27 protein-coding genes and 1 pseudogene are annotated in these 22,873 nt (G+C 60.0%); 15 read left to right on the plus strand and 13 right to left on the minus strand.

The window, feature by feature from the left end:
* Positions 1–257 precede the first annotated feature (257 nt).
* The 6 genes and pseudogenes from NLM15_RS44100 (at position 258) to NLM15_RS32420 (ending at position 3,893) form a co-directional block, all read left to right on the plus strand.
* Positions 258–359, plus strand: coding sequence for a DUF1127 domain-containing protein (locus NLM15_RS44100; protein ID WP_375166894.1), 102 nt, complete (start codon positions 258–260; stop codon positions 357–359).
* A 23-nt stretch (positions 360–382) separates the two neighbouring features.
* Positions 383–583 (plus strand): glutathione S-transferase N-terminal domain-containing protein, encoded by a 201-nt coding sequence (locus NLM15_RS32400; protein ID WP_254121823.1) that lies wholly within the window; start codon positions 383–385, stop codon positions 581–583.
* Between the two features lie 331 nt (positions 584–914).
* Positions 915–1,948: pseudogene (locus NLM15_RS32405) on the plus strand (Cj0069 family protein).
* A 3-nt stretch (positions 1,949–1,951) separates the two neighbouring features.
* A complete protein-coding gene (locus tag NLM15_RS32410) occupies positions 1,952–2,548 on the plus strand; it encodes an ATP-binding cassette domain-containing protein (RefSeq protein WP_254121824.1) in 597 nt (198 codons plus the stop codon).
* Positions 2,545–3,351 carry an ABC transporter permease gene (gene fetB, locus NLM15_RS32415; protein WP_254121825.1) on the plus strand — a complete coding sequence of 269 codons (807 nt, stop codon included), beginning with the start codon at positions 2,545–2,547 and terminating at the stop codon, positions 3,349–3,351. Before NLM15_RS32410 ends, fetB begins: the two co-directional genes overlap by 4 nt.
* A gap of 119 nt (positions 3,352–3,470) precedes the next feature.
* Positions 3,471–3,893, plus strand: coding sequence for a hypothetical protein (locus NLM15_RS32420; RefSeq protein ID WP_254121826.1), 423 nt, complete (start codon positions 3,471–3,473; stop codon positions 3,891–3,893).
* On the opposite strand, the gene NLM15_RS32425 is transcribed toward NLM15_RS32420, so the two are convergent.
* Both NLM15_RS32425 and NLM15_RS32435 read right to left on the minus strand, forming a co-directional pair.
* Entirely contained in the window at positions 3,862–4,338 is a 477-nt protein-coding gene (locus tag NLM15_RS32425) for a hypothetical protein (RefSeq protein ID WP_254121827.1), read from the minus strand. The two genes, NLM15_RS32420 and NLM15_RS32425, sit on opposite strands and share 32 nt — an antisense overlap.
* Before the next feature lie 349 nt (positions 4,339–4,687).
* A complete protein-coding gene (locus tag NLM15_RS32435; RefSeq protein ID WP_254121828.1) occupies positions 4,688–5,506 on the minus strand; it encodes a BA14K family protein in 819 nt (272 codons plus the stop codon).
* 803 nt (positions 5,507–6,309) lie between these two features.
* On the opposite strand from NLM15_RS32435, the gene NLM15_RS32440 reads away from it, so the two are divergent.
* Complete coding sequence (locus NLM15_RS32440; protein ID WP_254121829.1) at positions 6,310–6,474, plus strand: hypothetical protein; 165 nt, start codon at positions 6,310–6,312, stop codon at positions 6,472–6,474.
* 546 nt (positions 6,475–7,020) lie between these two features.
* On the opposite strand, the gene NLM15_RS32445 is transcribed toward NLM15_RS32440, so the two are convergent.
* On the minus strand, positions 7,021–7,815 hold the full coding sequence (locus NLM15_RS32445) for a class I SAM-dependent methyltransferase (protein WP_254121830.1): 795 nt from the start codon (positions 7,813–7,815) through the stop codon (positions 7,021–7,023).
* A 1,210-nt stretch (positions 7,816–9,025) separates the two neighbouring features.
* Between NLM15_RS32445 and NLM15_RS32450 the strand changes: the two genes are divergently transcribed.
* Entirely contained in the window at positions 9,026–10,000 is a 975-nt protein-coding gene (locus NLM15_RS32450; protein ID WP_254121831.1) for an AraC family transcriptional regulator, read from the plus strand.
* A 952-nt stretch (positions 10,001–10,952) separates the two neighbouring features.
* Positions 10,953–11,279, plus strand: coding sequence for a hypothetical protein (locus NLM15_RS32455; RefSeq protein WP_254121832.1), 327 nt, complete (start codon positions 10,953–10,955; stop codon positions 11,277–11,279).
* A gap of 92 nt (positions 11,280–11,371) precedes the next feature.
* On the opposite strand, the gene NLM15_RS32460 is transcribed toward NLM15_RS32455, so the two are convergent.
* On the minus strand, positions 11,372–12,004 hold the full coding sequence (locus NLM15_RS32460) for a tyrosine-type recombinase/integrase (protein ID WP_254121833.1): 633 nt from the start codon (positions 12,002–12,004) through the stop codon (positions 11,372–11,374).
* A 466-nt stretch (positions 12,005–12,470) separates the two neighbouring features.
* Here NLM15_RS32460 and NLM15_RS32465 point away from each other — a divergent pair, with 466 nt between their 5' ends.
* Positions 12,471–12,656: a hypothetical protein gene (locus NLM15_RS32465; protein ID WP_254121834.1), complete on the plus strand. Its 186-nt coding sequence runs from the start codon at positions 12,471–12,473 to the stop codon at positions 12,654–12,656.
* Between the two features lie 209 nt (positions 12,657–12,865).
* On the opposite strand, the gene NLM15_RS32470 is transcribed toward NLM15_RS32465, so the two are convergent.
* The 6 genes from NLM15_RS32470 to NLM15_RS32495 all read right to left on the minus strand — a co-directional run bounded on the left by NLM15_RS32470 (position 12,866) and on the right by NLM15_RS32495 (position 15,746).
* Complete coding sequence (locus NLM15_RS32470) at positions 12,866–13,156, minus strand: hypothetical protein (protein ID WP_254121835.1); 291 nt, start codon at positions 13,154–13,156, stop codon at positions 12,866–12,868.
* A 24-nt stretch (positions 13,157–13,180) separates the two neighbouring features.
* A complete protein-coding gene (locus NLM15_RS32475; protein ID WP_254121836.1) occupies positions 13,181–13,738 on the minus strand; it encodes a hypothetical protein in 558 nt (185 codons plus the stop codon).
* A 375-nt stretch (positions 13,739–14,113) separates the two neighbouring features.
* Complete coding sequence (locus tag NLM15_RS32480; protein ID WP_254121837.1) at positions 14,114–14,509, minus strand: response regulator; 396 nt, start codon at positions 14,507–14,509, stop codon at positions 14,114–14,116.
* Between the two features lie 29 nt (positions 14,510–14,538).
* Entirely contained in the window at positions 14,539–14,904 is a 366-nt protein-coding gene (locus NLM15_RS32485; RefSeq protein WP_254121838.1) for a response regulator transcription factor, read from the minus strand.
* A 103-nt stretch (positions 14,905–15,007) separates the two neighbouring features.
* Positions 15,008–15,316, minus strand: a complete 309-nt coding sequence (locus NLM15_RS32490; RefSeq protein ID WP_254121839.1) for a hypothetical protein — start codon at positions 15,314–15,316, stop codon at positions 15,008–15,010.
* 202 nt (positions 15,317–15,518) lie between these two features.
* Positions 15,519–15,746 (minus strand): hypothetical protein, encoded by a 228-nt coding sequence (locus tag NLM15_RS32495; protein WP_254121840.1) that lies wholly within the window; start codon positions 15,744–15,746, stop codon positions 15,519–15,521.
* Positions 15,747–16,175: 429 nt separating this feature from the next.
* On the opposite strand from NLM15_RS32495, the gene NLM15_RS32500 reads away from it, so the two are divergent.
* From NLM15_RS32500 to NLM15_RS32515, 4 genes are all read left to right on the plus strand, one after another.
* Positions 16,176–16,457 (plus strand): hypothetical protein, encoded by a 282-nt coding sequence (locus tag NLM15_RS32500; protein WP_254121841.1) that lies wholly within the window; start codon positions 16,176–16,178, stop codon positions 16,455–16,457.
* Positions 16,458–16,839: 382 nt separating this feature from the next.
* Positions 16,840–17,166, plus strand: a complete 327-nt coding sequence (locus NLM15_RS32505; protein WP_254121842.1) for a low affinity iron permease family protein — start codon at positions 16,840–16,842, stop codon at positions 17,164–17,166.
* 116 nt (positions 17,167–17,282) lie between these two features.
* Positions 17,283–18,554, plus strand: coding sequence for a DUF892 family protein (locus NLM15_RS32510; RefSeq protein ID WP_254121843.1), 1,272 nt, complete (start codon positions 17,283–17,285; stop codon positions 18,552–18,554).
* A 104-nt stretch (positions 18,555–18,658) separates the two neighbouring features.
* On the plus strand, positions 18,659–19,381 hold the full coding sequence (locus NLM15_RS32515) for a DUF72 domain-containing protein (RefSeq protein WP_254121844.1): 723 nt from the start codon (positions 18,659–18,661) through the stop codon (positions 19,379–19,381).
* 30 nt (positions 19,382–19,411) lie between these two features.
* On the opposite strand, the gene NLM15_RS32520 is transcribed toward NLM15_RS32515, so the two are convergent.
* Positions 19,412–20,194 (minus strand): SDR family oxidoreductase, encoded by a 783-nt coding sequence (locus NLM15_RS32520; protein WP_254124534.1) that lies wholly within the window; start codon positions 20,192–20,194, stop codon positions 19,412–19,414.
* Positions 20,195–20,590: 396 nt separating this feature from the next.
* On the opposite strand from NLM15_RS32520, the gene NLM15_RS32525 reads away from it, so the two are divergent.
* Positions 20,591–21,571, plus strand: a complete 981-nt coding sequence (locus NLM15_RS32525; RefSeq protein WP_254121845.1) for a DUF305 domain-containing protein — start codon at positions 20,591–20,593, stop codon at positions 21,569–21,571.
* 35 nt (positions 21,572–21,606) lie between these two features.
* On the opposite strand, the gene NLM15_RS32530 is transcribed toward NLM15_RS32525, so the two are convergent.
* Both NLM15_RS32530 and NLM15_RS32535 read right to left on the minus strand, forming a co-directional pair.
* Positions 21,607–21,774 (minus strand): DUF2934 domain-containing protein, encoded by a 168-nt coding sequence (locus NLM15_RS32530; RefSeq protein ID WP_254121846.1) that lies wholly within the window; start codon positions 21,772–21,774, stop codon positions 21,607–21,609.
* 44 nt (positions 21,775–21,818) lie between these two features.
* On the minus strand, positions 21,819–22,868 hold the full coding sequence (locus tag NLM15_RS32535; protein WP_254124536.1) for an ATP-dependent DNA ligase: 1,050 nt from the start codon (positions 22,866–22,868) through the stop codon (positions 21,819–21,821).
* Positions 22,869–22,873 lie beyond the last annotated feature (5 nt).

A 22,873-nucleotide genomic window follows, 5' to 3' on the forward strand; every position in this document is an offset into this window, starting at 1 on the left:
CCTCATGAGAAAAACTAGGGCAGGCGCGAGAAACGATGCTTTGCGGGAGAACGCCCCGCACCATTATTGAACAGCTCCAGTGATGCATTTCAAGCAAATTGGAGCCCGTCATGTCCGTCCTTTCAACCGATACATTTTCAAACCCACCGGTGCGGGCCGCCGACCCGGCCGCCCCACTTCATCAATCCAACTCAGGAACGTGATCGGGCGCCCAGCGCCCGGGATGGTGGAGCTGGCTTGACCGGCCGTTCCAGCGCATGGCGCTGCGCGAGATTGCCGACGACCCGCATCTGCTTCGCGATCTCGGCCTGACGCGAGAGCAAGCGCTGCGCGAGGCCTCCAAGCCGTTCTGGTGCTGAGACCAAGTCAGAAGGAGAAAACGATGTCCGATCCGATCGTCTACGGCTTTCCACGCAGCACTTTTGTCAACATCGTCCGCCTAATCCTGACGCACAAGGACGTGGCCTACCACTTCCAAGACCTCGAACCGGTCATGGGAAAGCCCGATCACCTGGCGCTCCACCCGTTCAACCGCGTCCCGATCCTCAGGCACGGTGATCTCACCATCTATGAAACGAGCTAACAGCGCTCGTTTCCGAACAATGCTCATGACGGCGGAGTTAGCACAGTGTTCTGACGAGAAGGGAGAAACCTGTGAGCAAACCCAGATCGCTCGCGGTCTTGTCAACTTTGGCACTAGCTCTCGCATTCGCCGGAACCTGTGCACAAGCCGTATCTTTCATGCCCCCACGATTCGAGGGGGGCGACAAGCGTTGCTGAGCCATCAAGGTTCGTCCGCTACGATCTTGAAAGGTCCGGAGGAGTTCACTTAGACTGCCTGTGCGGGATCAAGCAGACTCCCGGTGAGACCTCGGTCCAAGTTCTGCGCAGCACGCAACACGTGGAGCTTGCGCATGGATACCGAACGACAACCCTCTCCTCGACGTACCGTCGCCATCCTCTCGCGAGGAGATGCCGTCGCACGCCGAGATGCCACCTCGAAAGACGGCCGCTTCGTCGACGTATTCGAAGCGCTCGCCGCCGTCGGCGTGGAAGGGCACCCCGCGATCTACGACGAAAGCTTCGCCGACGCCGTCCGCGAACAACTGCTCGCAGTAGACGGCGTGCTCGTTTGGGTTAACCCGCTTCAAGACGGTCGAAACCGCGCCGATCTCGACGCTCTGCTGCGCGACGTCGCCGCGCAGGGCGTGTGGGTGAGCGCTCATCCGGACGTCATCTCAAGATCGGCACAAAGGAGGTCTTCTATCGCACCCGCTCGATGGGCTGGGGAAGCGACACGGCGCTATATCAGACCGCTGCGGCCATGCGCGCCGAGTTGCCGGCGAGGCTCGCCGCCGGCCCGCGGGTGATCAAACGCAACCGGGGCAACGGCGGCCAGGGCGTCTGGAAGGTCGAGAAGCTGCCGACCTCCTCCATGATAAAGGTGCTGGATGCAACCAAGGATACGCCCGAGGACCTGACGCTGGATGATTTTGTCCGTCGCTGCGCGGAGTATTTCGAGAACGGGAGCGTGATCGACCAGGCGTTCCAACATCGCCTGACCGAGGGCGTAGTGCGCTGCTACATGGCAGGCGATCGTTGCGCCGGTTTCGGCCATCACAAGGTCAAAGCCCTGGTCGACTCGCCGACCGCACGTTCCGAAGCCGGGTCGCGGGTCTACACGTCGAACGCAGATCCCCGCTTCCAGCGGCTGCGTCGGTTGATGGAGGACGAGTGGACGCCGCAGTTAACCTCGCTGCTGGACATCGCGCGAGGCGACCTGCCCGCGCTCTGGGATGCCGACTTCATGCTCGGCCCCGTCCAGGCCGATGGGAGCGACAGCTACGTGCTCGGCGAGATCAATGTCAGCTCGGTGCATCCCTACCCTGACGAGGCGCCGGCGGAGATCGCTCGGCGGGTTGCCGATCGGCTGCAGCTTAAGCTCTGACGCATGCTGACGGTCAGCGGGCTCAGGCGCCTTCACATCTCAGTGTCATTCGACCTGCCGGACGGCGAATGCGTCGCCCTGCAGGGGCCTTCCGGAATCGGAAAGACCTTGCTGCTCCGCTCCATCGCGGATCTCGATCCCAACGAAGGAACGGTCAAGCTGGACGGAACGCCCAGGGAGGCGATGCCCGCCCCCGCCTGGCGAAAACAAGTGACCTATCTCGCAGCCGAGCCTGGCTGGTGGTCCGACACCGTGCAGGAACACTTTACGGCCTGGGATGATGCCCTGGCGCTGGTCAAACGTTTGGGACTGCCGGACGACTGCGGACCTTGGTCGATCCAAAGACTTTCGACCGGCGAGCGACAGCGATTGGGGCTAGTGCGGGCGCTCATGCTGCGATCGCGGGTGCTTCTGCTGGACGAGCCAACCTCGGCGCTCGACTCTGCATCCGCTGCGGCCGTGGAATCCTTGATCGCCGAACGCATTTCGAATGGAACCAGCGTCATCTGGAGCACCCACGATGACGCTCAAGCCCGCCGCGTCGGGTCAAGGATATTTGCGATGGGCCCCGATGGTGGCATCGAGGATAATCAGCCGTGACCTACATCCAGCTTTCGTACGGCGATCTGGCCCTCCCCGCTCTCATTGTCGTGATGGACGGCGTTCTCTCGCTTGTTCTCCGCCTCAAGCTTGAAAAACAACTGGCCATCGCGACAGTGCGGATGGTGGTTCAGCTCGTCCTTGTTGGATACGTGCTGACGTTCTTGTTTGCCGCGGTATCGCCGCTTTGGACCGCGCTCGCCGCTTTCATCATGGTTCTCTTCGCCTCGCGGGAGATCGTCGCGCGGCAGAAGCGGCGCCTGCTTAGCATTTGGAGCTACGGCTTGGGCGGCGGATGCACGCTGCTCGCCGCCGGTACCGTTACCATGTTCGCGCTCTTAGCGGAGATACGCCCGGATCCCTGGTATCATCCGCGCTATGCGCTGCCCTTGCTGGGCATGATCCTGGGCAACACCATGACCGGCATAAGCTTGGGCTTGGACGTGCTGACGAACAGCCTGGTGCGCGAACGAGCCGCCATAGAAGCTTGTCTTGCGCTCGGCGGCACCCGCCACCAAGCCCTGCTGCCAATCATACGGGACGCGTTGAGAAGCGGCTTCATGCCGATCATGAACAGCATGGCGGCGATCGGCCTTGTTTCCCTGCCGGGAATGATGACCGGCCAGATTCTCGCGGGCGTCGAGCCGGTCGATGCAGTAAAATATCAACTGCTGATCATGTTTCTGATTGCCGGCGGGACCGGGCTGGGAACGCTGGCCGCCGTCCTGGGCGGGGCACGCCTACTGACCGATCATCGGCATCGGCTACGACTCGATCGAATATCTACCGATGGGTCAGGTTGAGTGCTGCTCTGTGCCTCGCGTGATGGGAGTTCGGGTTCTGTGGCGCCTGCGGTGCCGCGGCATTGCCCGAGTTCCGGATGCGCTCTCGTCGCTTGAAAAACCAGCAAAAACCTTCTTAAATGGTGCGCGTGTTGCGCGGTCGTCTCCAACGCTTTCGTCAATTCGCCAGAACAATCATGTTCCTGGCGATATCGGCGTTTCTGCTTCAGGGCACCTCGATTTCCGTCTCTCAAGTGGAAGCTGTCTTCGGCGCCATGCCTGAGCCGGCCGTGTCCTTGAGCGGTTCCGTGCATTTTCACGATCAGCTCGCGGGCCATGTCCACTCGCATGGCGGCGACAATTCGGAAGGCCATGTTCACGACGGGGCTGCCCACGATGACGATGGTGGTCCGAGCCTGAGCTGGAACCTGTTCGGCACCTCCATCGCGTCGCCTGCGCTGCCAACTATGCTCAGCCCGTTCGAGTTGCTTGGTCTTGTCGAATTGGCTGCCGTGCAGCCGATCAACGGCGTCAAGCCCGAAGGTCTGATCCGACCACTGTGATCTTCTTGAACCACGTGTCGATCTCAGAAACCTCCGGCAGCCTCCGGACTTTCATAAGCTGCTCAATGTTTCCTCTATGGAGAAAGTCGCCGCACTCTCCGTACAATCGTTGAAGCTCGCGCTTGGTTAGGTGCGGTTCATCGACAGGGATTACCTCCACTACCTCGCCAGTTTGATCGTGCACTTGCCTTCCCGGAATCGGATGAAAGTCCGGGTGAAGGTGTTCCAGTGCCTTCATGATTTGGTCGGCATTGTAGGCTTTCGTCAGTCTTTTGCTCGTCGTTTCCGGCACATCACCGTGCGCGGTCAGGCAGGCCAACGCGATCAATTCGCAGACCATCCTGAGCTGCAAATAGGCAAGTTCAAGACTAACTATCGGTGGCACTGATATGCGCCGCCGCACTACTGCGCGCACCACTTCACCTCTATTTTTGATCTCCTCCATCAGATCGCAGTAGAACCTGAAACGACGTGATGACGGGCTTGAGGTTGTCAAGACATCCCAATCACGATGCCGCCGCGCGGTCCTCTTTGTCGGCCCCGCGCGTTGCGATCTTGAGCGCGTCATCTGCCAGTTGCCGTTGCAGCGCCTTCGCCTCATCCCACGGCGCCCGCATCCAGACATCTCGCTGCTAGTCCGTCGTCAGGACCGCGGCATGGCCTTCGGATGGATCGACAAGACGACACGTTCGGTGACGTCGTCAGGGAGCCGCAGCAGCCGAGTGAGGGCGACTGCATCTCGCTGCCCATAGCGGCAGGTCAGCTAGACTTGTTGCCGAAACACCGCCCCGCACTTATGGGCAGGAACGCCGCCGTCCGTCATAGCCGATGTAAGTTCCGGATGCCGGATCGTAGGTCTGAAAGTGCTGGCAGCCGTAGCCCCCGCGCGGTTTGTGTTCAACGCGAGCTGGTTCGCCTGGTTTAATTGCCGATTTGCTGTTCTCCGTGCCCACGTCCGGTTGACCTGCGGTCTGGGCGGGGTTCACGAAGGCGGCGTAGCTGTTTGCCCAGGCGGGCAAGGAGACACCGGGCCTCTCTTCCACAACGGCAGGTTTCTGTTCCATGGAGCGCCGCGCGTCCGCCAGTTCGGTTGCAAGCGCTTCGGCCCTGTCGCGCTCCTGCTGCAGAGACTGCCACAGTACCGCCGTCGCGCTGTCGACCGCTTGGCTGAACTGGTGCGCCTCGCCGTTGGGCATCGACAGCAGTTTCCCGACGTACCGCCATGCCTTCACAAGTTCTTTTTCGAGCGCCTCAGCCCTCGCGTGCTCTTGCTGCAGAGACTGCCGCAGTTGCGCTGTCGCGCTGTCGACCGCCTGCTTGAGCTGCGCCGCCTCGTCGTCCTTCGACAATGGCGTCTGTTGCGCCATGACCGGCGGGACGATCGTGATGAACTTAGATAACTCCTGCTGAGCGGCGTAGCGCGCCACATAGGCGACGACGTCGGCATTGAGACAGAACCCGATGAGTGCCGCCGTGACGAGGGTTCGGGCGATCCCGGAAATTGGAAATCCCCGCCGCGCGTGTGACGCCTCGAGGATGACGACGTTTGGTGCGGTCTTAATCGTATGGCGCATGTAGACCACCGCCGGGTTATCAGGCCATTGCTTCTTCACTTTGCCGGAAGCCTAATCCCACCCGTTGTGCGCCTCAAGTTTGGTGTTACTCCTCGGTGATAGTTCCGGCTGCAGCACGCGGCGATGCGCCGCCCCAAGTGAGAGAGGCAAGCCGCTACCGATTGCGGTGGACAACGTGCCGGACACAAAGGAGGCCCCCGCGTTAATGCGCTCGCATCGAGGTCGATGATAGGAATCTTGGTCTTCAAGGTACTTTGGGGACCGGACCTTCCGCGGGGTACGCGCGACCGCAGGACTTCAGCATATTTGGCATTTTTGTTTTCGACTTTCCTTTGCTGAATTCCGCTTTTAGCTTCCTGGCCGCCTTTGAGGACTGCTCCGGCTAACATCGAGGTTGTTAGCCAGAGACCCTCGCTCACATCACCTTTGTGAGCGGCAGTCCACTGGGCGGCTTGTTGTGCCCCAACAAATCAACGCCAGTGGCGTTGAGCGAGCGCGAGCGCATAGGGGATCTGGTAAAGGTTCACGCGACATGCGGCGCACTGATCTGACCGAGGCGACGATGCAGGGCCGGGCGCGGCTTGACGCAGCGCAGCGCCAGAAGTTTTTTGAGGCGTTCCTGACCGGCGGCACTGCGGCTGGATCAGCTCGCCCTGCGCGCTTGGCTTCGACGTCGGCTCAAGAGCCCGCCGCTCGCTGCTCCGATCGATCCAGCCTGCTTGATAGGTTTGCAAGGGTTCCTTCACCTTGATCCAGGGATACATCCGAATGATCTATAGCCAGAGATCGCTTCGCGCCGAAGAGTGAGACCGCCGCTGCTGGGGGCCAAATGGAGATGTCCGATGGGTGTGGCAGGCTGGCGCTTTGCGCATATGAAGAGAACTCTCCGCTTCCGGGTGGTCTTTATCAGCGTGCTGGCAGAGTTGCCCTTTATCTGCCCGGCGGCGGTCGCACTCGGCTCGCTGATCATGATCGGCATCACGCTCTATAACGATTGGTCGCAGTGAGCGGCAACAGTGGGCTTACCATGGCGGCTTCCCCGGCCCGGCCGATCCCGAATCGCCACGGTCACCGCATCGATACTCAGGCGTCGTTTCTGATGTAGGTCAGCATCGGCGGCTTGAGCCTCAGCGGCTGCAATCGAGGTGCTGTGCCAATGCCGACGCACTGACGCTCGCGGTCCTTTTGGATCGAGGTCGAGGGACCGGTTTGGCGAGGGACGCGACGGTCGCGGTCATCGGCGTCATTCCTGTTGCGTCGCGGTCGGATACTCCAATTGCAGCGTCAGCGCGAAGGCGGTCTAGGATTTGCGGCTGGCCAACACGGGCCCCGAAGCGCCGCGTTGCTGACCTCGGTAAGGCACCTGTTTGCGCATCGCAATCGCCCTTGGCAGGATCATCTGATATGGGCGCTCGCAAAAGGTGTGAAGCAAACGACGAATGAGACGGGCGGGCGAGACGACGGCCAAGGTCCCTAGCATCCGTCAACGAGGAAGCTCATCGAATGCGGATGCGTTGCGCAGGATGGCTGATGGGCACGCAGTGCCGGGTGCGTTATTTTCGAGTTCCAATCGTACAGAGATAGTCGCGCGGCATGGCTAACCCGACCGGCGAGCGGTGCTTCTCATGCATCTCGATGAAGTCTCGCTGAAGTGCCGTGCGCCTTTCAGGGTCGAGCGACGCGGCCAGCGTTTTTGTCGGACCATAGCCAGTCACAAATATGTCCCATACCGTTTGGCCGCTCGGCATGCGGAGTACCGTGGTGCCAGGTTCAAAGGCCAGATCGAATGTATCGCCAAGCAATTCCCGAACGCGGCCTTCCCGGCCCCACGCGAATGGCGAAGGAGGAGGATTGTCAGGCGGTGGCGGCATGTATGGCCGCATTGTCTGGAATATTTCTTCAACCGCGCTGCCAGGCAGCCAAGTGACCAGCCCCAGTCGCCCGCCCTTGCGCGTGACACGTGCCAACTCGGCAGCCGCAGCCTCGGGGCGCGAGACAAACATGACACCGAACGTCGAAGTCACACAGTCAAAGCTTTGATCCGGAAATTCCAGCGCTTCGGCATCGCCGAGCTTGAAGTCGATCTCCGGTGCAATCAGTTTCGCCGCCTCGATAACGCCTTCGCCAATATCGATACCAGTCACCTTTGCGCCTCGATTAGATAACCGCCGCGCAGTCCAGCCCGTGCCTGTCGCAACGTCAAGGATGCGCTCTCCCGGTTGCGGCCAGATTCGATTCACGACGTGATCAATGGCGTCTGCTATGCTTTGGCTCACGGTATCGTAGGACGCGCCGCCGGACCCCCAGGTCGCGGCGGGTTTGAGGTTATGAGCAAGAATTTGCGCCATGAAATTTACTCCTCGATCTCGATGGAATAATCAGCTCAGTCGCTTGAGCCCGGCGTGATGAGAACATTGGCACGCAAGACGAGCCTCAACCACAGTTTACAAATCGGTTGCGGCACAATGTCTCAGTTCAACGTAGACCGCCTAGCGCGATGATATGAGCGCACGCCCGAAACAGATGCATGTCCTCTGCAACTGCAACTACGGATTTTCTCGCGCCAGATATTCTCAATAGGTTCGGTCGCACGGTCCCCGCGCTTTTCGTCGCCCTCCATAGGACCTCGACCATCCTGTCGTGTCCGTGCGATGCACGACGTGGAAGCTGCGAGGACATCAGTTTTGACGCATCCGGGCTAAATTGGGTCGGGATCGCTGCTACATAGTTGGTGACTGCTGCGCTATAAAGGGACGATCCGCTACGTGCGGCGAACTCCCATTCACATACCCTTGCATGCGAAATTTAGCTGCGCACGCGCGCGTCATTGGTTGTGAGGGTTCAAATCATGACGAAGCACTTTTGGAGGCGCATCATGACTGATGTGCTCGTAGTCCTAGTATCTGTAGTGATGATCACGATTGCAGTGACATTTTTGGGCGATCCCATTCGGGCCCGCATCGCTGCTTCTATCCCAACCCCATTCGATCTTGCGATGGTCAAGACACTCGCAACCGCTGAACCGAGCAAACCGAGCCTTCCGCGCGCGCAACCGAGTTGCCGGCTTCGTTCGGCTCCTCTGCAATGGAACGTAGACTGGCTTTTCCGTCCGCACGCAGCTCGCGGATGATGTGGGCTTGCTAAAGAAGCAAGCCGTCTCGGTTGGCGGCCTTCAGGCACGGCGTTTTCTTCACCTTTTGAGGAGTGACGCAAGTCGTATCGGCTGTGGATTACACATGCGCATCCTGAAAGTTGCACACGCAAATTCTTCGTGCCGTTGCGGCATTTCGCGCATCATAGCAACCTCGATGCGAACCGTGTCAGCATCGAAAGCCTGACGGGAAATTCCTCATCATTTTCTTGAGAGCTTACCTCCATCTGTAATCCACCTCACACCTGCACCGGAGCTGCGGTGCGTTATAATCTGGTGAGACGAGTTGGCGTCTTCGAGTAATTTACAGATTTCGTTCGGGCAGCTCAGTCGTTCTTGCGTGGTTGGCGCCGAAACGGGAGGCCAGCATGCCAACGTCATCTCCCCTTGTGCGGTGGTCGACTGAGATGCTGCCGGAGCGCTTACGGTTCTCCACGTTCCGTGAAGAGTTTGCGCGGCTGAACCTCGCCTTGGACGTGATAGATCACAGCGGCGGCCGCCCGCGTATCGACGTCACTTACTTGCCGCTCGGCACGGTTGGCGTTTGTAGCATTAGCACCAGGCCGGTCGAGTTTATCCGTCACAAATACCACCTCAAGGATAGCCGTGAGCAATTCGGACTGAACATCGTCGAGGCTGGACCGGTCCAATTTGCAAACGCCGGCGAGGAGCATGTCTACAATGCCGGCTCCGCTTGTTTGGTTGACCGGGGAAGGCCGCTGCGAGTATTTGGGTCGCGCGGCGCCAGGGTCAGATTCGTGACCGTGCAGGCTGCCGCCCTTAGGTCTCTGGTCGCGCAGCCGGAAGATCTATCAGGTCGGCCGGTGCATCCTGGACCGGCGCTTCGGCTGCTTCACCTCTACCTGCGGTCGCTCGCATCATTCAAAGAAACATCGTCATCAAAACTCGCCTCCACCGTCGGCGCACATCTACTCGATCTCGTAGCCGCGACGCTCGGACCGACCGCCGAAGCTGCAAACATCGTTGCGGAGCGTGGTGTGAAGGCAGCCAAGCTACAGGCGATCCTGGCGGAGGTCGCGAAGCGCTCCAGCGATCCCAATTTCGATCTGCACCATGTCGCTGGAGCAGTCGGTATGTCGCGGCGATACGTGCAAAAATTGCTCGAGGGGACTGGAAAGTCGTTCACCGAGCACCTTGCAGGATGCCGGCTTGAGCGTGCCTTCGCGATGCTGACTGACCCGCACAATCTGCATTTGGCCATCATCGATATCGCGTTTGCAGTCGGCTTTGGTGACGTTTCTCATTTCAATCGCTCGTTCCGCCGGCGCTTCGGCGAGACGCCATCAGGCGTGCGCGCCGCATCGATCGTGCGGCAGAAGTCATCCTGCGTCCCATCACAATGCGCGGGCGACGGCCGCTGAGAACGCGGACAGCTCGACCTCACGGACGGCAAACGCGCACACCTGGCGCTGAAGGCGTCAGGGCGAGGCTGTAGGAAAGCCCTGCACAGCGCCAGGAGCGCGGGGCTACCAGCGTGCTCACGGCCTACTGCAGCGGCGCTGATCGGCTGCAAGGGGCCGAGCAGACCATGCAGGGGTTCCTTCACCTTGACCCAGGGATACATCCGAATGGGCTATAGCCGGAGATCGCTTCTCGCTGAAGAGTGAGACCGCCGCTGCTGGGGGCCAAACGGAGATGTCAGATGGGTGTGGCAGGCTGGCGCTTCGCGCATACGAAGAAAACCTCCGCGCCTGGGCGGTCGTTATCTGCGTGCTGGAGGAGTTGCCGTTTGTCTGCCCCGTGGTGGTCGCAATCGGCTCCCTGATCATGATCGGCATCACGCTCTGTAAGGATTGGCCGCAGTGAGGGACCTTACCGCCAAGGCGCTTATGACAGCAGGTAGACATCGATCATCAGATGCTTCTCGTATTCGGTCAGCGCCACGCTGCCGGGCGCGGCAGCTCCTCTGTGTGCGATACGGTACGAAATTTAGATGAGATTGCGAAAATGCTAATACGTTTAGGGCGGGCCGTCGCGCGGTCCCCGCGCATGCAGCAAACTCAGAAGGACCCGGACAACTTGCGGGCGGACCGCCATCCTTGGGCCTTCCGCCGCTCATGTCTGCTGGTGCAGTAAGAGCGGACTTCGATTTGGACCGCGTGGAAGTCCGAAAGTGACCCAAAGCGGACCTTTGCGCCGGTGGTTCTCGGCAGCTATGATGCCAGCCCATGAAGTCAGCATCTGACATAGCAACGAGGCCTGTGGTCGATGAGACTAGTGTGCGTGTTCCTGTTGCTTGCATCGATGCAGTCCGTCGCCGCGCAGCAGCAAAGCTCGAAAATAACTTTACGCTGCACTGGAACGAGTAGGTTGGTGGGTAAGCCCGGAGCAGAGTTGGAATTTACGCCCCTCTCCAATCTAAGCATCATTGTGAGCGACGTCGATCAAACAGTGTCGTTCCAGGACAAGATCGTACCGATCACGAAGATTACTCCCTTGCTTGTCGGGTTCAGCAGCCAACACGCGAATGGGAGGCCGACCATCTCTGGCCGGATCGATCGGCTGACCAAGAGCGTCGAAATCGATTGGACGTACGAAAACGTCGGCGAGAACACCCATTGGGAGCTTGAGTGCCGTCCTGAAGGTCCCTTTCGTGATTGGGGGGTGAGCAGCTTTACCTGGGGAGTCGGTTCATCCTGACCGGGCACCATTGGGCCGACGTGCCACTTTCCGCTTCTGGCCCGAAGCCGGCTGCGAGGGCAAAGCAGAGCCCGTCTGCTCTGCCCCCTAAATCAGACGTCGACTTGTTCCGCTATCGCGAGGGCGTCATCGACCTCGATGCCGAGATACCGGACGGTACTCTCGATCTTGGTGTGCCCCAATAGGAGCTGCACGGCTCGCAGGTTGCCGGTTCGGCGGTAGATCAAGGTCGCTTTGGTGCGGCGAAGAGAATGCGTCCCGAACAGGTGCGGATCCAATCCGATGTCAGCGATCCAGTGAGATAGGAGCCGGGCGTACTGGCGGGTTGTCATGTGTCCAGCCTGCCGTCGACCAGTGAACAGGTATGCGCCCGACTTCTTACCGGTTGCCCGGAGGTAGTCATCGATCGCCTGGCGGGTGGATTCCGTCAGTTCAAATTTGACTGGCCGGCCGGTCTTCTTCTGTCGGACGCTCGCGCGGTCGGCAGCATACCCACCCGGGGCAACGTCATCGACTTTCAGTGCTACAACGTCGCAGCCGCGCAGCTTACTGTCGATGGCAACGTTGAACAGCGCCAGATCACGCATCCGGCCTTCCACCTGGAGCTTGGTGCGGATTGACCAGACATGTTTTGGCCGGAGCGGCGGCTTCGCGCCGGCGATCTTTCCCTTATTCCAGGGAGTGCGCTTCGAGACGGCGTAGGTTACGTTCAGAACATCGGTCATGTTGACCTCCTCAACTTGTGAGGCTGGTCATTTTCAGCTCGGAGCCCTTCCGACCCCTCTTCCGCTTTCAGACGATTGGAGACGTACCGCGTCCACTTCGAGCGATGGGAGGGGCGATATTGACCCATAGCTGACTTATGGCGGTCCCCGTTTCCCAAATTACCCGCTTTTGGCACAATCTGCACAGGCGCTCGGTCCTAAGCTCCGTTAAATGGTGGGCATGGGTAGGGAGTTATTAGTGAGTGCGGCTGTTGTTGCGGCGGGTGTTTTCACCGTAGCTGCCATCTTCGTATTGGTCTTCGGTCATTGATCGAAATCAAATTGAGCGTTGCAATCAGGTGCAAACCTTTGGACGACAGATCCGAGCGGCCAGTGCACGTGACCGTGAATTGTTCACGCGATGCTTAGGTGCTCGCCGGTCTCGACTTGCCATTGAGGCAGCCTCTAGCCGAGAGGACGGTGCCACATGACAGTTCGCGAACTTGTAGACGCGCTTCGAGCGCTGCCCGATCAAAATGCGACGGTGGTTATTGGCGAGGGCAATAGGCCTGACGTGTGGTTGCTCGTGTCAGGCTTAGTATTGCGCCGGATTTTCCAACTGGACGATGACTTCGCAATGCCTGGAAACGATGCGGCGGTTGAGATCGTGTAATCGAACGGACGTTTGGTTGATTTTCGTTTTCATCGTCTTTTTGCGTCGGTACCTCTCGCCATGCAGATGGCTCGGCAGCGAGGACGGTCACGCCGAGCTTGGCCCTTCTCAGACATGCCGAGCACGTTGGGTGACCGGGTGGCATAACGGCAGAGATACCAGGCCGACTGCGACTTCGCCTTTTGACCCAAAGCGGTCACCGCGTTGATCTAGGAGCCGTCTTTCTCCGATGCGACTGCAGTGCGCACGGCATCACCCAAGTCTATACTCAAGCGTGCTCTTGCTTCGAGTGGGTCCTGAGCTTGCGCAACGAACGGCAACATCGGCAGAACGATGGTCAGCACGCGCACGATGGCTCCCTGCTCTAATTCCTGCGCCTCATCGTGCGGGCGGTCCGGGGTCGCGGCCATCTTCTTCATTCGCTCCCAGATACCGGGAGTGTGGTCCTCCAACGTCGCAATCACTTCCCGCGTCTGCTCGTCGGTAAAGAACGTGTCCATGAAAATATTCCGGTGTGGTCGCGCTCACGCTCTGGGATCGAAAGCATCCGGGTCTGACAGACCCTTGAAGCCGTATAGAATGCGCATAACGGGCTCGGCATCCGTCCAAATATATCCTTCGTTCGCTTTCTCAACATAGCCAAGCGGCACAAGGGCATTAAGAACTTGAGTCATTCGTCCGTTTCGCCCGAATGGCACGTATATGGCGCTGGAAAAGTCGTGATAGTCTTTTCCATAACTATCAAAGAAGTCGATGAAGGCTTCCAGCAATTCAGGCAAGCTTGGGCCGCCATTTTGGGAATTGCGTTCGGCCACTTGAGCGGCCTCTTCTGTGCTGCACTCAAACGCAAAAGCACTCGCCCATCCCTTGGGTCCTGGATTAAGTGGTCTGAGAATGCCGAGCGGCCACAGAACAAGCGCAAGCGATGTGAACGTGTCATTATGAGCGAGGATCGGACGCGGAGCGTTGGGAAATTGGGACGCCAAAGCGTCAGCGTTTAAATCGCCCTCGGCAAGCTGGTAAGCTCTCTCGGCGAGAGCTTGCGCGAGTTTGCCATAGGCATGCAGCTCCATTTCGTTCATGGGACCTTCAACGGCGCTGACAGCTTGGCTCACTTTTCATCGCTCTACCCCAGCCAGTATTGAGGGATAGCTCGGCAGATGTTTCGAACTTTAACGATTTACGCCGCTTCCGGTTCTGGCCCTTTTGCGACATGCCGTCGAACACTGCGAATGTCCGCTCGTCAGGTTATACCGGAAGTAACTGTCGGACAGCCAAAACGACGAGAATGACCCGAAGCGGAAGCTTCGAGCGTCGTGTCTCTCATTCGGGTTTGAATGCGCCTTTGACCGGATAGCCAACGTTCACAGCAATTTTCCAAGCATCATAAATCCTATTCAGCAGGTATGTACCCCCAGACCTGTTTAGTTCGGCAAGCGATGTCGAGCGGTGACGGCTTACGATCCTTCGTCGCCGATGTCTCGAATTTTTTCATGCTGTGCATCGGATAGAACAGCGTCAATAGTTCGCTTGAGCGCTTCCTGCGAGCAAGGCTTGTTCAGGACAGGCATTCCTTGAAAGCCATCAGGCACACCTTTCGTGCCGTAACCACTCACGAATACCAGTGGAAGGCCGCGTCCTGTCACGGCCTCGGCGACGGGCCTCACATTGAACCCATGCAAATTGATGTCGAGGATCGCGCAATCATAGTCCTCAATCTCCGCAAGGGATCGGCCTAAATCGACACTCCCGGCTTCGGCAATGACGGTATGCCCAAGCTGCTCAACCATATCTACGAGCATCATCCGAATGAGGGCTTCATCTTCAACGAGGAGTATCGATGCATGCTTCATCCGATGCTTCCGGTGCCGGTAAGAAGCGACTAACTTTGATTGAGTAGCTGCGAGGCCGCTGCCACAAGCTGCGCCGAGGCGAATGGCTTCGTCAGCGTGATGCCGTTCGGAACGCCTTGCACGGCCCATTGGTCGGCCGCCATTCCCGACATGTAAATCACCGGGAACGCGGCATCCACCTCGCGGGCCGCTCGCGCTACTTCCCAACCATTGAACCTTCCGAGTAGATTGATGTCAGTGACAAGGCTCCGATACGCAACAAGCCCGCCTTTGAGTAGAGTCACTCCCTTCCTGGCGATGGCGGTCTCAAAGCCTCCCTCACTCAGCGCATCCTCGACAATCCCTTGGATGGCGTCGTCGTCCTCGACGACAAGGATTAATGGCACTTCCGGCAAGGTCGCCCCCAACTTACATTTTCGCTGAACGTTACAAAGTGCACAGAAGCAGAAGGTTCCCGAGAACTGGGAATAATCGGCAGCATGGGCACTCCTCACTGGACTAAGCGGGAGGCTCTGACGCTTTTTTGGCGTTGTTCTTTTGTCGGAGGAACGTGACCGCCAGCTCATCGCCGTTCACTCTGTCGAGCAGGCACCGGCGATAGGCAAGGCCGGTCGAAGAGAGGACAAGAAAGAACTCCGTTAAGGCCAGTCCTTCGATTGATCCTTCAACCTGAAGGATCCCGCCGGCTTCCGAGACTTCCTTGACGCGGCATGAGCGACGCCAAGTCCCATCGATGGCCATTATCTGCGCGGGCAAATGGTGCTCAAACGTGACCTTGCGGCCTGCTTGTTCTTTTTCTTTGGGCATGGGCGAGTCGAGCCAGTAGATCGTATCCCTTCTATCGAGGATGACTAAGAGGACGCAACCAGTTCCGGGAAAACTTGGCAATTATCAGCGCGGCGGCGGCACCCGCGCGGAACTTATCTCGGTGGTTGTAGCCAGCTGAACGAAGCCATAGTCTCAAGAAGTTCCGCAGGCCGGAGCGGGCGAAGGGCTGGCAGGGTTCGTGTCAACCGCTCGCCATGGGACCTACCTGACGTGAAGGCTTGTTTGGTGGCGGCAGGCCCATTTCTTCCGCCCGCAACGCAGCGAGCTTCCGGTAGGCTGTCGCTAGGCCCTCAAGGCACGCCCTGAGGTCGCCATCAATCTCGTTGGCGGCTAGCCGCTCGAATGCAACGGCCGTCTCGATGTCGTAGTGCATCAGCGCATCAATCATCGGCTCGATCTTCGCTTGCATGGGTGTCATTCCTCCGGCTGCTTGAGGCTGTTCGCAGTTGCCCAGCGAGCCTCAGCCTGAGCAACAATCTCGGCGCTGCTGGCGAGGGTGGAGTAGCTACGCTCTAGGGTTGCGAGCGAATGTTTGGCTCGCCCTTCATTTGCAGCCAACTTTGCGGCCCTACAACGCTCAGCCAACTCGCGGTATTCTTGCGCTTTTCTCATGACAACCAAGCCATCGGCGCTCTGGACGTTCCTACGCTGCGCGACAGTAGCGGGGTTTCACCGGAGGCAGAAAGTCCGCTGTCCGATAGGAACGGCAAAGAACATGACCCGTTGCCGGACATCGATGACGATCATTGCTCTCCTCCGCATTGACTAACCCGGTCAGCAACGCTGGCCGGGTGCTTGTCAGTGGCAAGAACGGGCACGAACGTAGGCAGAAAAAACAATGAAGTGGATGTTGGTGGTCTTGGTAGGCGGCGTCTCGCCCGTCAACACCGATCTGGTGTTCGATAAGTTCACCGACTGTCTCGCCGCCGAGGAGCAAATGCGACAGCATTATGCGGATGCGTTCGATGCGAGGGATCGTCAGGCGGCGGCAAGGATCGACCGGCGCAAGGACTACAAGAAGGCCCGCGACATTGAGGCCAAACGACTGCTGAGTAACGTGGGGACCTGTGTCCCGCATGGAGGCGGTGATCAGCAGCCCGGCACGGCTCCGCAGCGGTAGCCCCCTGTTACATCGTCGCAGCATCCCGCAACGTCACCGCCTCAGCCAGCACCTCAGCCGACGCCGCCGACCTAACGGCAGCGGTGTCAGCTTCTGGCCCATAGCCGAAGGTCTCGGCAGCCGTCGGCGCGTCCGTTGTTGGGGGTAGAGCGGAAGTCGCGAAGATCGGCCATGACCGTACCGCAGTGAGCTTCTCTCCGCTGCAGCTGGACGGCGATGACGACCCGCCCCGCTGCGGCGGGGTGCCCATGCGCTTGCGGCGGCCTCGGGCCGCCGCTTTTCAGAGGCGGCCCCGATCCTGATCCGAGCGGTCAGAGACGGCCGGCGGAATCTCCAACTGTCCCTCGGCGGGAACTCCGTCCCTCACTCGACGTTTGCGGGAATGCCCCCTGCCCACGCCAAAGGTTGGCTGACGGAACTCGGTGTCGCGATGTCGCGTCCGGCCGCGTTCGTGGTCTATCTGATCTATTGTGTTTGCTGGCTCACCCTTGGAAACGGCCTGGAGTGGCATTCGATGGCAACGCTTGCCACGTGGGGAATGACGCTCCTCATTCAGCGAGCCGAGCACCGCGATACCCAAGCCATTCACGCAAAGCTCGACGAACTCCTGAAGGTCCACGGCGGAGCCGACAATTCGTTGATGAGCATCGACGACAAGGACGCAGAGGAAGTCGAGAAAGACCGCACGCAGGTGCAGGAAGCGAAGTAGCAAGAGCGAGCGTCGCCACCTAGACAACCTGATGGCACTGACATCTGAATTAGGAACAAAGGTCGACAGCCACCGGTTCGAGAACTGAACTTTCTCGTACCCTGAGGGCAACCGGAATGTACCATCACGTCAAGAAACTCATGTTCACCGTCCGTGTCGACGAGCCGGATCCGCGGTTCGGCAACATGCTTCTCGAGCAGTTCGGCGGCGCCAACGGCGAGCTCGCCGCTGCCATGCAGTATTCCATCCAAGGCATCAATTGCGAAGATCCGGACCGCAAGGACCTCCTAATGGACATCGGCACCGAGGAGCTCAGCCATCTCGAAGTCGTTGGAACGCTTGCGCGCATGCATCTCAAACCGATGAAATTCGATCGCGAGGCGGCCGAAGCAGACCCGCTGATCGCGATCGCCGGCGGCGGGGGCGTAAATCTGTTCAACTCGCAAGGAAACGCCTGGACCGCCGACTACCTCAAGATTACGGGCGAACTCGATGTCGATCTGCGCAGCAACATCGCCGCCGAAGCCCGGGCAAAGATCGTCTATGAGCGGCTCATCAACTTCACCGACGATTCCGGCACAAAGGATGCGCTGCAATTCCTGATGACCCGCGAGATCACGCACATGAAGGCCTTCTCGCTGGCGCTCGAAAGCATGGCGAAGCCGGCATTCAGCATCGGGCGCATCGCTCCGACACCTGGCCTCGTCGACCAGTTCTTCAATGATTCGACCGGAACGGGCGATCACGGCGAGATCGATACGCGCGGGCCGTGGAACGAAGGGGGCGAGTGGGTCTTCACCGAGTCCCCTGCGATCCAGGCGGGTGAGCCTGGCCCGGCGTCGGCGATCGTGACCGAGAGCTCCCCGCCCGTGGACGAAGCCGGACTCGGTGAGCTCCTGATCGACGAGCTGCGCGACATCCTTCATGCAGAGAAGCAACTAACCAAAGCGCTGCCCAAGATGGCGGAAGCCGCGCGCTTCGATCAGCTTCGCGAGCTGTTTGAGCAGCATCTCGCCGAGACCGAAGCCCAGGTGGAACGCATCAACGAGTGTTTTGAGTTGCTCGGGAAGTCCGCGCGAACCAAGCCGTGCAAGGGTATGATGGGCCTCGTCGAGGAAGGCCAGGAGATCATGGACGAGGGCGAGGAGAAGGAGGATGCCGCCGCCGACCTGGCCTTGATCGGGGCGGCGCAGCGAGTCGAGCATTACGAGATCGCCGGCTACACCACCGCGCGCAACCTCGCCCAGCAACTCCGCCACAGCGCCATCGTCAGCTTGTTGTCGAAATCTCTGGCCGAGGAGGAAAATGCGGACCAACTGTTGAACCAGGTGGCCCGCTCGCTGATGTCGGTCGCAAAAATGCCGGCTACGGTCGAACAGACGGAGTAGACGCTACAGCCTGGCTCGGCAGTGCCAAGCAACGGTTCTGCCGCCCAACTGTTCTCCGTCAGACCGGCGGCGTCATGTCGCCGCGTCCAACGACGGAGAATTCAGTGGCGCGCGTCATGATTGGCACATCCGGCTGGCATTACGATTCCTGGCGAGGGCCATTCTTTCCGGAAAGTTTGCCGCTGAAGGAACAACTTCGCTACTATGCGAGCCAATTCGACACGGCCGAGCTGAACGGCGTCTTCTATCGCACCCCGACGCGCGAAGCGGTGAAAGCCTGGTGCGAGCAGACCGGACCAGAGTTCGTCTTTGCCTGGAAGGCCTCGAAGTTCATTACCCATTGGAAGCGCTTATCAGATCGTTCCGAAAACAGCCTTGAACTCCTGGAGGATCGCATTTCCTGCCTGAGAGGCAAGGAGGGCCCGATCCTGTTCCAACTTCCCCCGCAGTTCGAGGCAAATCCCGACCGGCTTGCCTCGTTCCTCAAGCTGCTGTCGAAGAAACGTCGGTACAGCTTCGAATTTCGCCATCCGAGCTGGTATCAATCCCGCATCCTCCGGATGCTCGCCGATCAAAACATCTCGCTATGTTTGTCGGACCATCACGATGCGCCTGCGCCCTGGAAACGTACGGCGGACTTCGTTTATGTGCGTGGTCACGGCCCGAGTGGACGCTATCACGGTCACTACACGCGACCGGCGCTGACGCAATGGGCAAAGCGTATCAAGTCATGGAAGCGACAAGGTTGCGACGTCTACGTCTATTTCGACAATGATCAAAAGAGCGCCGCCCCGGCCGACGCCCAGAAGCTAAAAGCTCTGCTCTAGCGCGCAAGGATTCAGCACATTCGAGCCATGCTACTGCTTGGCTGTGCCCGGCTCGGCCATCTTGCGGTGTTGCTTCGCCAGTATCTCGTTGGGCATGACATTCGCTATGCTCGACTGCACTTTGTTCTTGAAGCCCGTCACGATGTCAGACTCGCCATTCATCATCGCCGCGAAGCCGGCCTTCGCAACGTCAGCGGCACCATCCTTTTCTTCCGTTCCGACCTTGGTATCCATCATGTCGGCGCGGCGGAAGAACTCGGTCTCGGTGGCGCCAGGCATCAGGCAAGTGACGGTAATGCCGCTGTCACGGAGCTCCTCGCGCAGCGCGAAGGAAAACGAATCCAGGAATGCCTTGCTGCCATTGTAGACGGCTTGGAAGCTGCCCGGCGTGAATCCGGCGATCGAACCCGTAATCAGAATGCGTCCCGACTTGCGCCGAAGCATCTCGTTGGCGGCCCGATGGATCAGGTACAGCGTGCCGGTGATGTTGGTATCTACGACGTTCCGGATCCGACGAAATTCCTGATCGAGGAACGCCTTTCCTAGTCCGACGCCGGCATTGGCGAGCAACGCGTCGATCGGCCTGTCGCCGACCGCAACACAAAGTTTGTCGACACCCTCGGTGGTCGCGAGATCGGTCTCCACAGCCTGCACGCTGACCCCGAGCTTCCGGAGCTCGGCCCCCGCCGTCTCAATCGCCGGCTCGTTCGCGGCGATGAGGAGATCAAAGCCATCCTTGGCGCAGCATTTTGCAAGTTCCAGGCCTATTCCTGTGGAGGCACCAGTGACGACGGCGAATTGCTTGGCGGGCATGGGAGGGTCCTCGATATTGCTCTGACGAAGCTCAATCGTTCCGCCGGTCACCCGTTCCTAACCGACCTGAAGCGACCGATCGGCCAGCTACTGTAGTTCTGTATCGACCATAGCAACCTTCGTTCGGCGCTCGGCTTTGATGTGTTTGTTCAAGTGGAGGGACGAGGATGAAGGCGCTGACCAGGCACGGCAAAAGCGACATCCGCTGCGAGACGGCTCCTGATCCGAAGATCAGGACGGCTGCATCAAGGTGGTGATGAAGCCCTTTGACGCATGACACCTGCGAAATCGCGCTGGCTGGCGGCAACCCAGCTCGGAATCGTCAGCAGCAGTTTTTCAACCTTACTGAGCCAGGTGACGGCAGGCCAGATCGGCCGCGACCCGCTGGTCGACTGGATGACGGTCGCCGCGATCCCGGCGCGCGACGCGGTGCTGTCGTCCGAGCCGGGCGCTGCCGCGGTTGCGATCGGCATCGCCTTTCACCAATGGGCCGACGTCTCCTGGGCGCTGGTGTTCTTCGGCCTGTTCGGCCGCTGGACCGGGCGCCTCCACCCGGCAACTCTCGCCGGCCTCGCCCTGCCCTGGGCCGCCCTGACGTCAGCGACCGAGTGGTTCGTGCTGGTCCCCCTGTTTCCGTTCCGGCAGCCGATATTCACCCTGCAGCAGCCCTATTGGATCGGATTTCTGGTCCATCTCTCCTCCGCCCTGATCTATCCGCTGTTCGCGTGGCTCCGCTGGCCGATCGGCCAGGCGCCGGCGACCAGTGAGGTCCGGTTCGCGCAACGCTGGACGATCGGGGCGTTGTGCGCCCTCGCCTTGTCGACAACGCTCGGACTGGCCGAGGGAATGTCGGATCCGTTGCCGCTCGTGAGCGGCGATCCAGCCGACGACCAGCGCTATATCCGACACATGAGCACGCACCACGAGCAGGGCATCGAGTTGGCACGGCTTGCTGCCGCCCGTGCACAAGCACCGCACTTGCGCGCTCTCGCGGCGTTGATGGTCGCGTCGCAGGTGGGCGAGAACCGCATCTTCGCGCGCTGGTGGGACGGCTGGTCCACCGAGCCGATGCCGGTCTGCTCCAGCGAGGAGCGCGCGGCGATGCCGGGTTATCTTACCGCCGCGCAGATGGAACAGCTGCACGAGGCCACGGACGCCGAGTTCGACGCGATGTTCGTCCGCCTGATGAGCCTGCATCATGCCGGCGCGGTGCGGATGGCCGATGCCGAATTGCATTCATCGGGCGATCCGCAGCTGCGTCTGATGGCTCATGCGATCCGCCATGAACAGCAGGGCGAGATCGCACTGATGCACGGTGTCGGCGGCATCGAGGCGGTACGCCAGGCAACGCGGAACATGCTGGCGAACAAACTTTGACGGAACGGTCAGCGGGTTGTCTCGAGCCGCGCGGGCTACTCCGTGAACGTCTCGGCGGATTCTTCCGAATTTATGGCACTATGGTTCGAGAGCTCGCGCTCGGCATCGTGCCAGAACTCGTCGTCCCGCCCTTCCGGCCTACCCGCCAATTCCCAAAGCTGATGCGCGCGGGTCTTGATCTGGTCGTCCGTCGGCTTTTGCATGTGATTCCTCCCTATATCCTTCGCTCCAACGTAGCTTCCCTGCCTCACGATCCTGCCGCGCACGCACGCTGACGTGACTCGGACTTCGCGACCCTGGCCCGGCCTCGCTTGACCGATGTTTGCCGAAGCTGGTCCATCCGGCATTGCGAGGCTTTCTTGTCCGGGCGCCAGCGCAGGAGCCTCGTGCCATGGCGAAACCGGTCGCCGGACACATGGTCGTAGCAAACCTCGACGACGTTGACGGGGCACACCGGCTGCCACGCCGCGGATCGCTTCGTAGACCACCGGCTCGGCCCGCCCGGCGCCTTGCCAGTAAAGCTGCATTGGCTTGCAATCTTCTCGAATTTTTCGGTCAGGCCTGGCCGGTCTGAGGTCTTGATCGCCGAGGTGAAGCCGACGTGATGCAGAAGGCCGGAATCGTCATATAGACCAAGCAGCAGCGAGCCGATCACCTTGCGGCCACCCTGCTTCTTCTCGCCATAGCGGAAGCCGCCCACCACGCAATCGGCAGAGCGCAGCAGCTTGATCTTCTGCATCCCGTCTCGCGTGCCACAGCAATAGGGAAGGTCGAGCCGCTTTGCGACGACGCCGTCGTGACCGTCTTCCACATGCTGCAGCCATCGCGTCGCCTCGGCGCGGTCGCGGCTTGCCGGCGACAGCGTGAACACGTCCTTGCCGCCAAAATAGCGCCGCGCGAATTTCTCGAGCGCTGGGCGGCGCTTCGAAAGCGGAAGCCCCGCAAAGTCGGCGCTGGCCGACCGCAGCAGGTCGAAAGCGATGAAGCAGGCCGGCGTCTCGACGGCAAGGCGCTTGACCCGGCTGGCGGCGGGATGGATGCGCTGGAGGAGTGCGCCGAAAGAGTAGCCCTCCTCCAGGTGGATGATCAACTCGCCGTCAAGGATGAAGGATTCGGCGGACATGGCCGACGCAGCGGCAGCGACCTCTGGGAAATAGCGCACGAGGTCGCGACCGCCCTTCGACTGCATACGAATTCGTCCGCCATCGCGGCTCAGCAGGCAGCGAAATCCGTCCCATTTCGGCTCGTACTGCCACTCCGCCCCGCGGGGGATCTCAGTGACGGACAGCGCTTCCATCGGCT

It is taken from the genome of Bradyrhizobium sp. CCGB20, from assembly GCF_024199855.1.
Classification (GTDB): domain Bacteria; phylum Pseudomonadota; class Alphaproteobacteria; order Rhizobiales; family Xanthobacteraceae; genus Bradyrhizobium.

Bases quoted from the DNA above. Each gene is read 5' to 3' on its own strand.
- NLM15_RS44100 (WP_375166894.1), top strand. From the start codon at position 258: ATGGCGCTGCGCGAGATTGCCGACGACCCGCATCTGCTTCGCGATCTC.
- NLM15_RS32400 (WP_254121823.1), top strand. From the start codon at position 383: ATGTCCGATCCGATCGTCTACGGCTTTCCACGCAGCACTTTTGTCAAC.
- NLM15_RS32410 (WP_254121824.1), top strand. From the start codon at position 1,952: ATGCTGACGGTCAGCGGGCTCAGGCGCCTTCACATCTCAGTGTCATTC.
- NLM15_RS32420 (WP_254121826.1), top strand. From the start codon at position 3,471: ATGGTGCGCGTGTTGCGCGGTCGTCTCCAACGCTTTCGTCAATTCGCC.
- NLM15_RS32425 (WP_254121827.1), bottom strand. From the start codon at position 4,338: ATGGAGGAGATCAAAAATAGAGGTGAAGTGGTGCGCGCAGTAGTGCGG.
- NLM15_RS32440 (WP_254121829.1), top strand. From the start codon at position 6,310: ATGGGTGTGGCAGGCTGGCGCTTTGCGCATATGAAGAGAACTCTCCGC.
- NLM15_RS32445 (WP_254121830.1), bottom strand. From the start codon at position 7,815: ATGGCGCAAATTCTTGCTCATAACCTCAAACCCGCCGCGACCTGGGGG.
- NLM15_RS32450 (WP_254121831.1), top strand. From the start codon at position 9,026: ATGCTGCCGGAGCGCTTACGGTTCTCCACGTTCCGTGAAGAGTTTGCG.
- NLM15_RS32460 (WP_254121833.1), bottom strand. From the start codon at position 12,004: ATGACCGATGTTCTGAACGTAACCTACGCCGTCTCGAAGCGCACTCCC.
- NLM15_RS32465 (WP_254121834.1), top strand. From the start codon at position 12,471: ATGACAGTTCGCGAACTTGTAGACGCGCTTCGAGCGCTGCCCGATCAA.
- NLM15_RS32470 (WP_254121835.1), bottom strand. From the start codon at position 13,156: ATGGACACGTTCTTTACCGACGAGCAGACGCGGGAAGTGATTGCGACG.
- NLM15_RS32475 (WP_254121836.1), bottom strand. From the start codon at position 13,738: ATGAACGAAATGGAGCTGCATGCCTATGGCAAACTCGCGCAAGCTCTC.
- NLM15_RS32480 (WP_254121837.1), bottom strand. From the start codon at position 14,509: ATGAAGCATGCATCGATACTCCTCGTTGAAGATGAAGCCCTCATTCGG.
- NLM15_RS32490 (WP_254121839.1), bottom strand. From the start codon at position 15,316: ATGCCCAAAGAAAAAGAACAAGCAGGCCGCAAGGTCACGTTTGAGCAC.
- NLM15_RS32495 (WP_254121840.1), bottom strand. From the start codon at position 15,746: ATGCAAGCGAAGATCGAGCCGATGATTGATGCGCTGATGCACTACGAC.
- NLM15_RS32500 (WP_254121841.1), top strand. From the start codon at position 16,176: ATGAAGTGGATGTTGGTGGTCTTGGTAGGCGGCGTCTCGCCCGTCAAC.
- NLM15_RS32505 (WP_254121842.1), top strand. From the start codon at position 16,840: ATGCCCCCTGCCCACGCCAAAGGTTGGCTGACGGAACTCGGTGTCGCG.
- NLM15_RS32510 (WP_254121843.1), top strand. From the start codon at position 17,283: ATGTACCATCACGTCAAGAAACTCATGTTCACCGTCCGTGTCGACGAG.
- NLM15_RS32520 (WP_254124534.1), bottom strand. From the start codon at position 20,194: ATGCCCGCCAAGCAATTCGCCGTCGTCACTGGTGCCTCCACAGGAATA.
- NLM15_RS32525 (WP_254121845.1), top strand. From the start codon at position 20,591: ATGACGGTCGCCGCGATCCCGGCGCGCGACGCGGTGCTGTCGTCCGAG.
- NLM15_RS32530 (WP_254121846.1), bottom strand. From the start codon at position 21,774: ATGCAAAAGCCGACGGACGACCAGATCAAGACCCGCGCGCATCAGCTT.
- NLM15_RS32535 (WP_254124536.1), bottom strand. From the start codon at position 22,868: ATGGAAGCGCTGTCCGTCACTGAGATCCCCCGCGGGGCGGAGTGGCAG.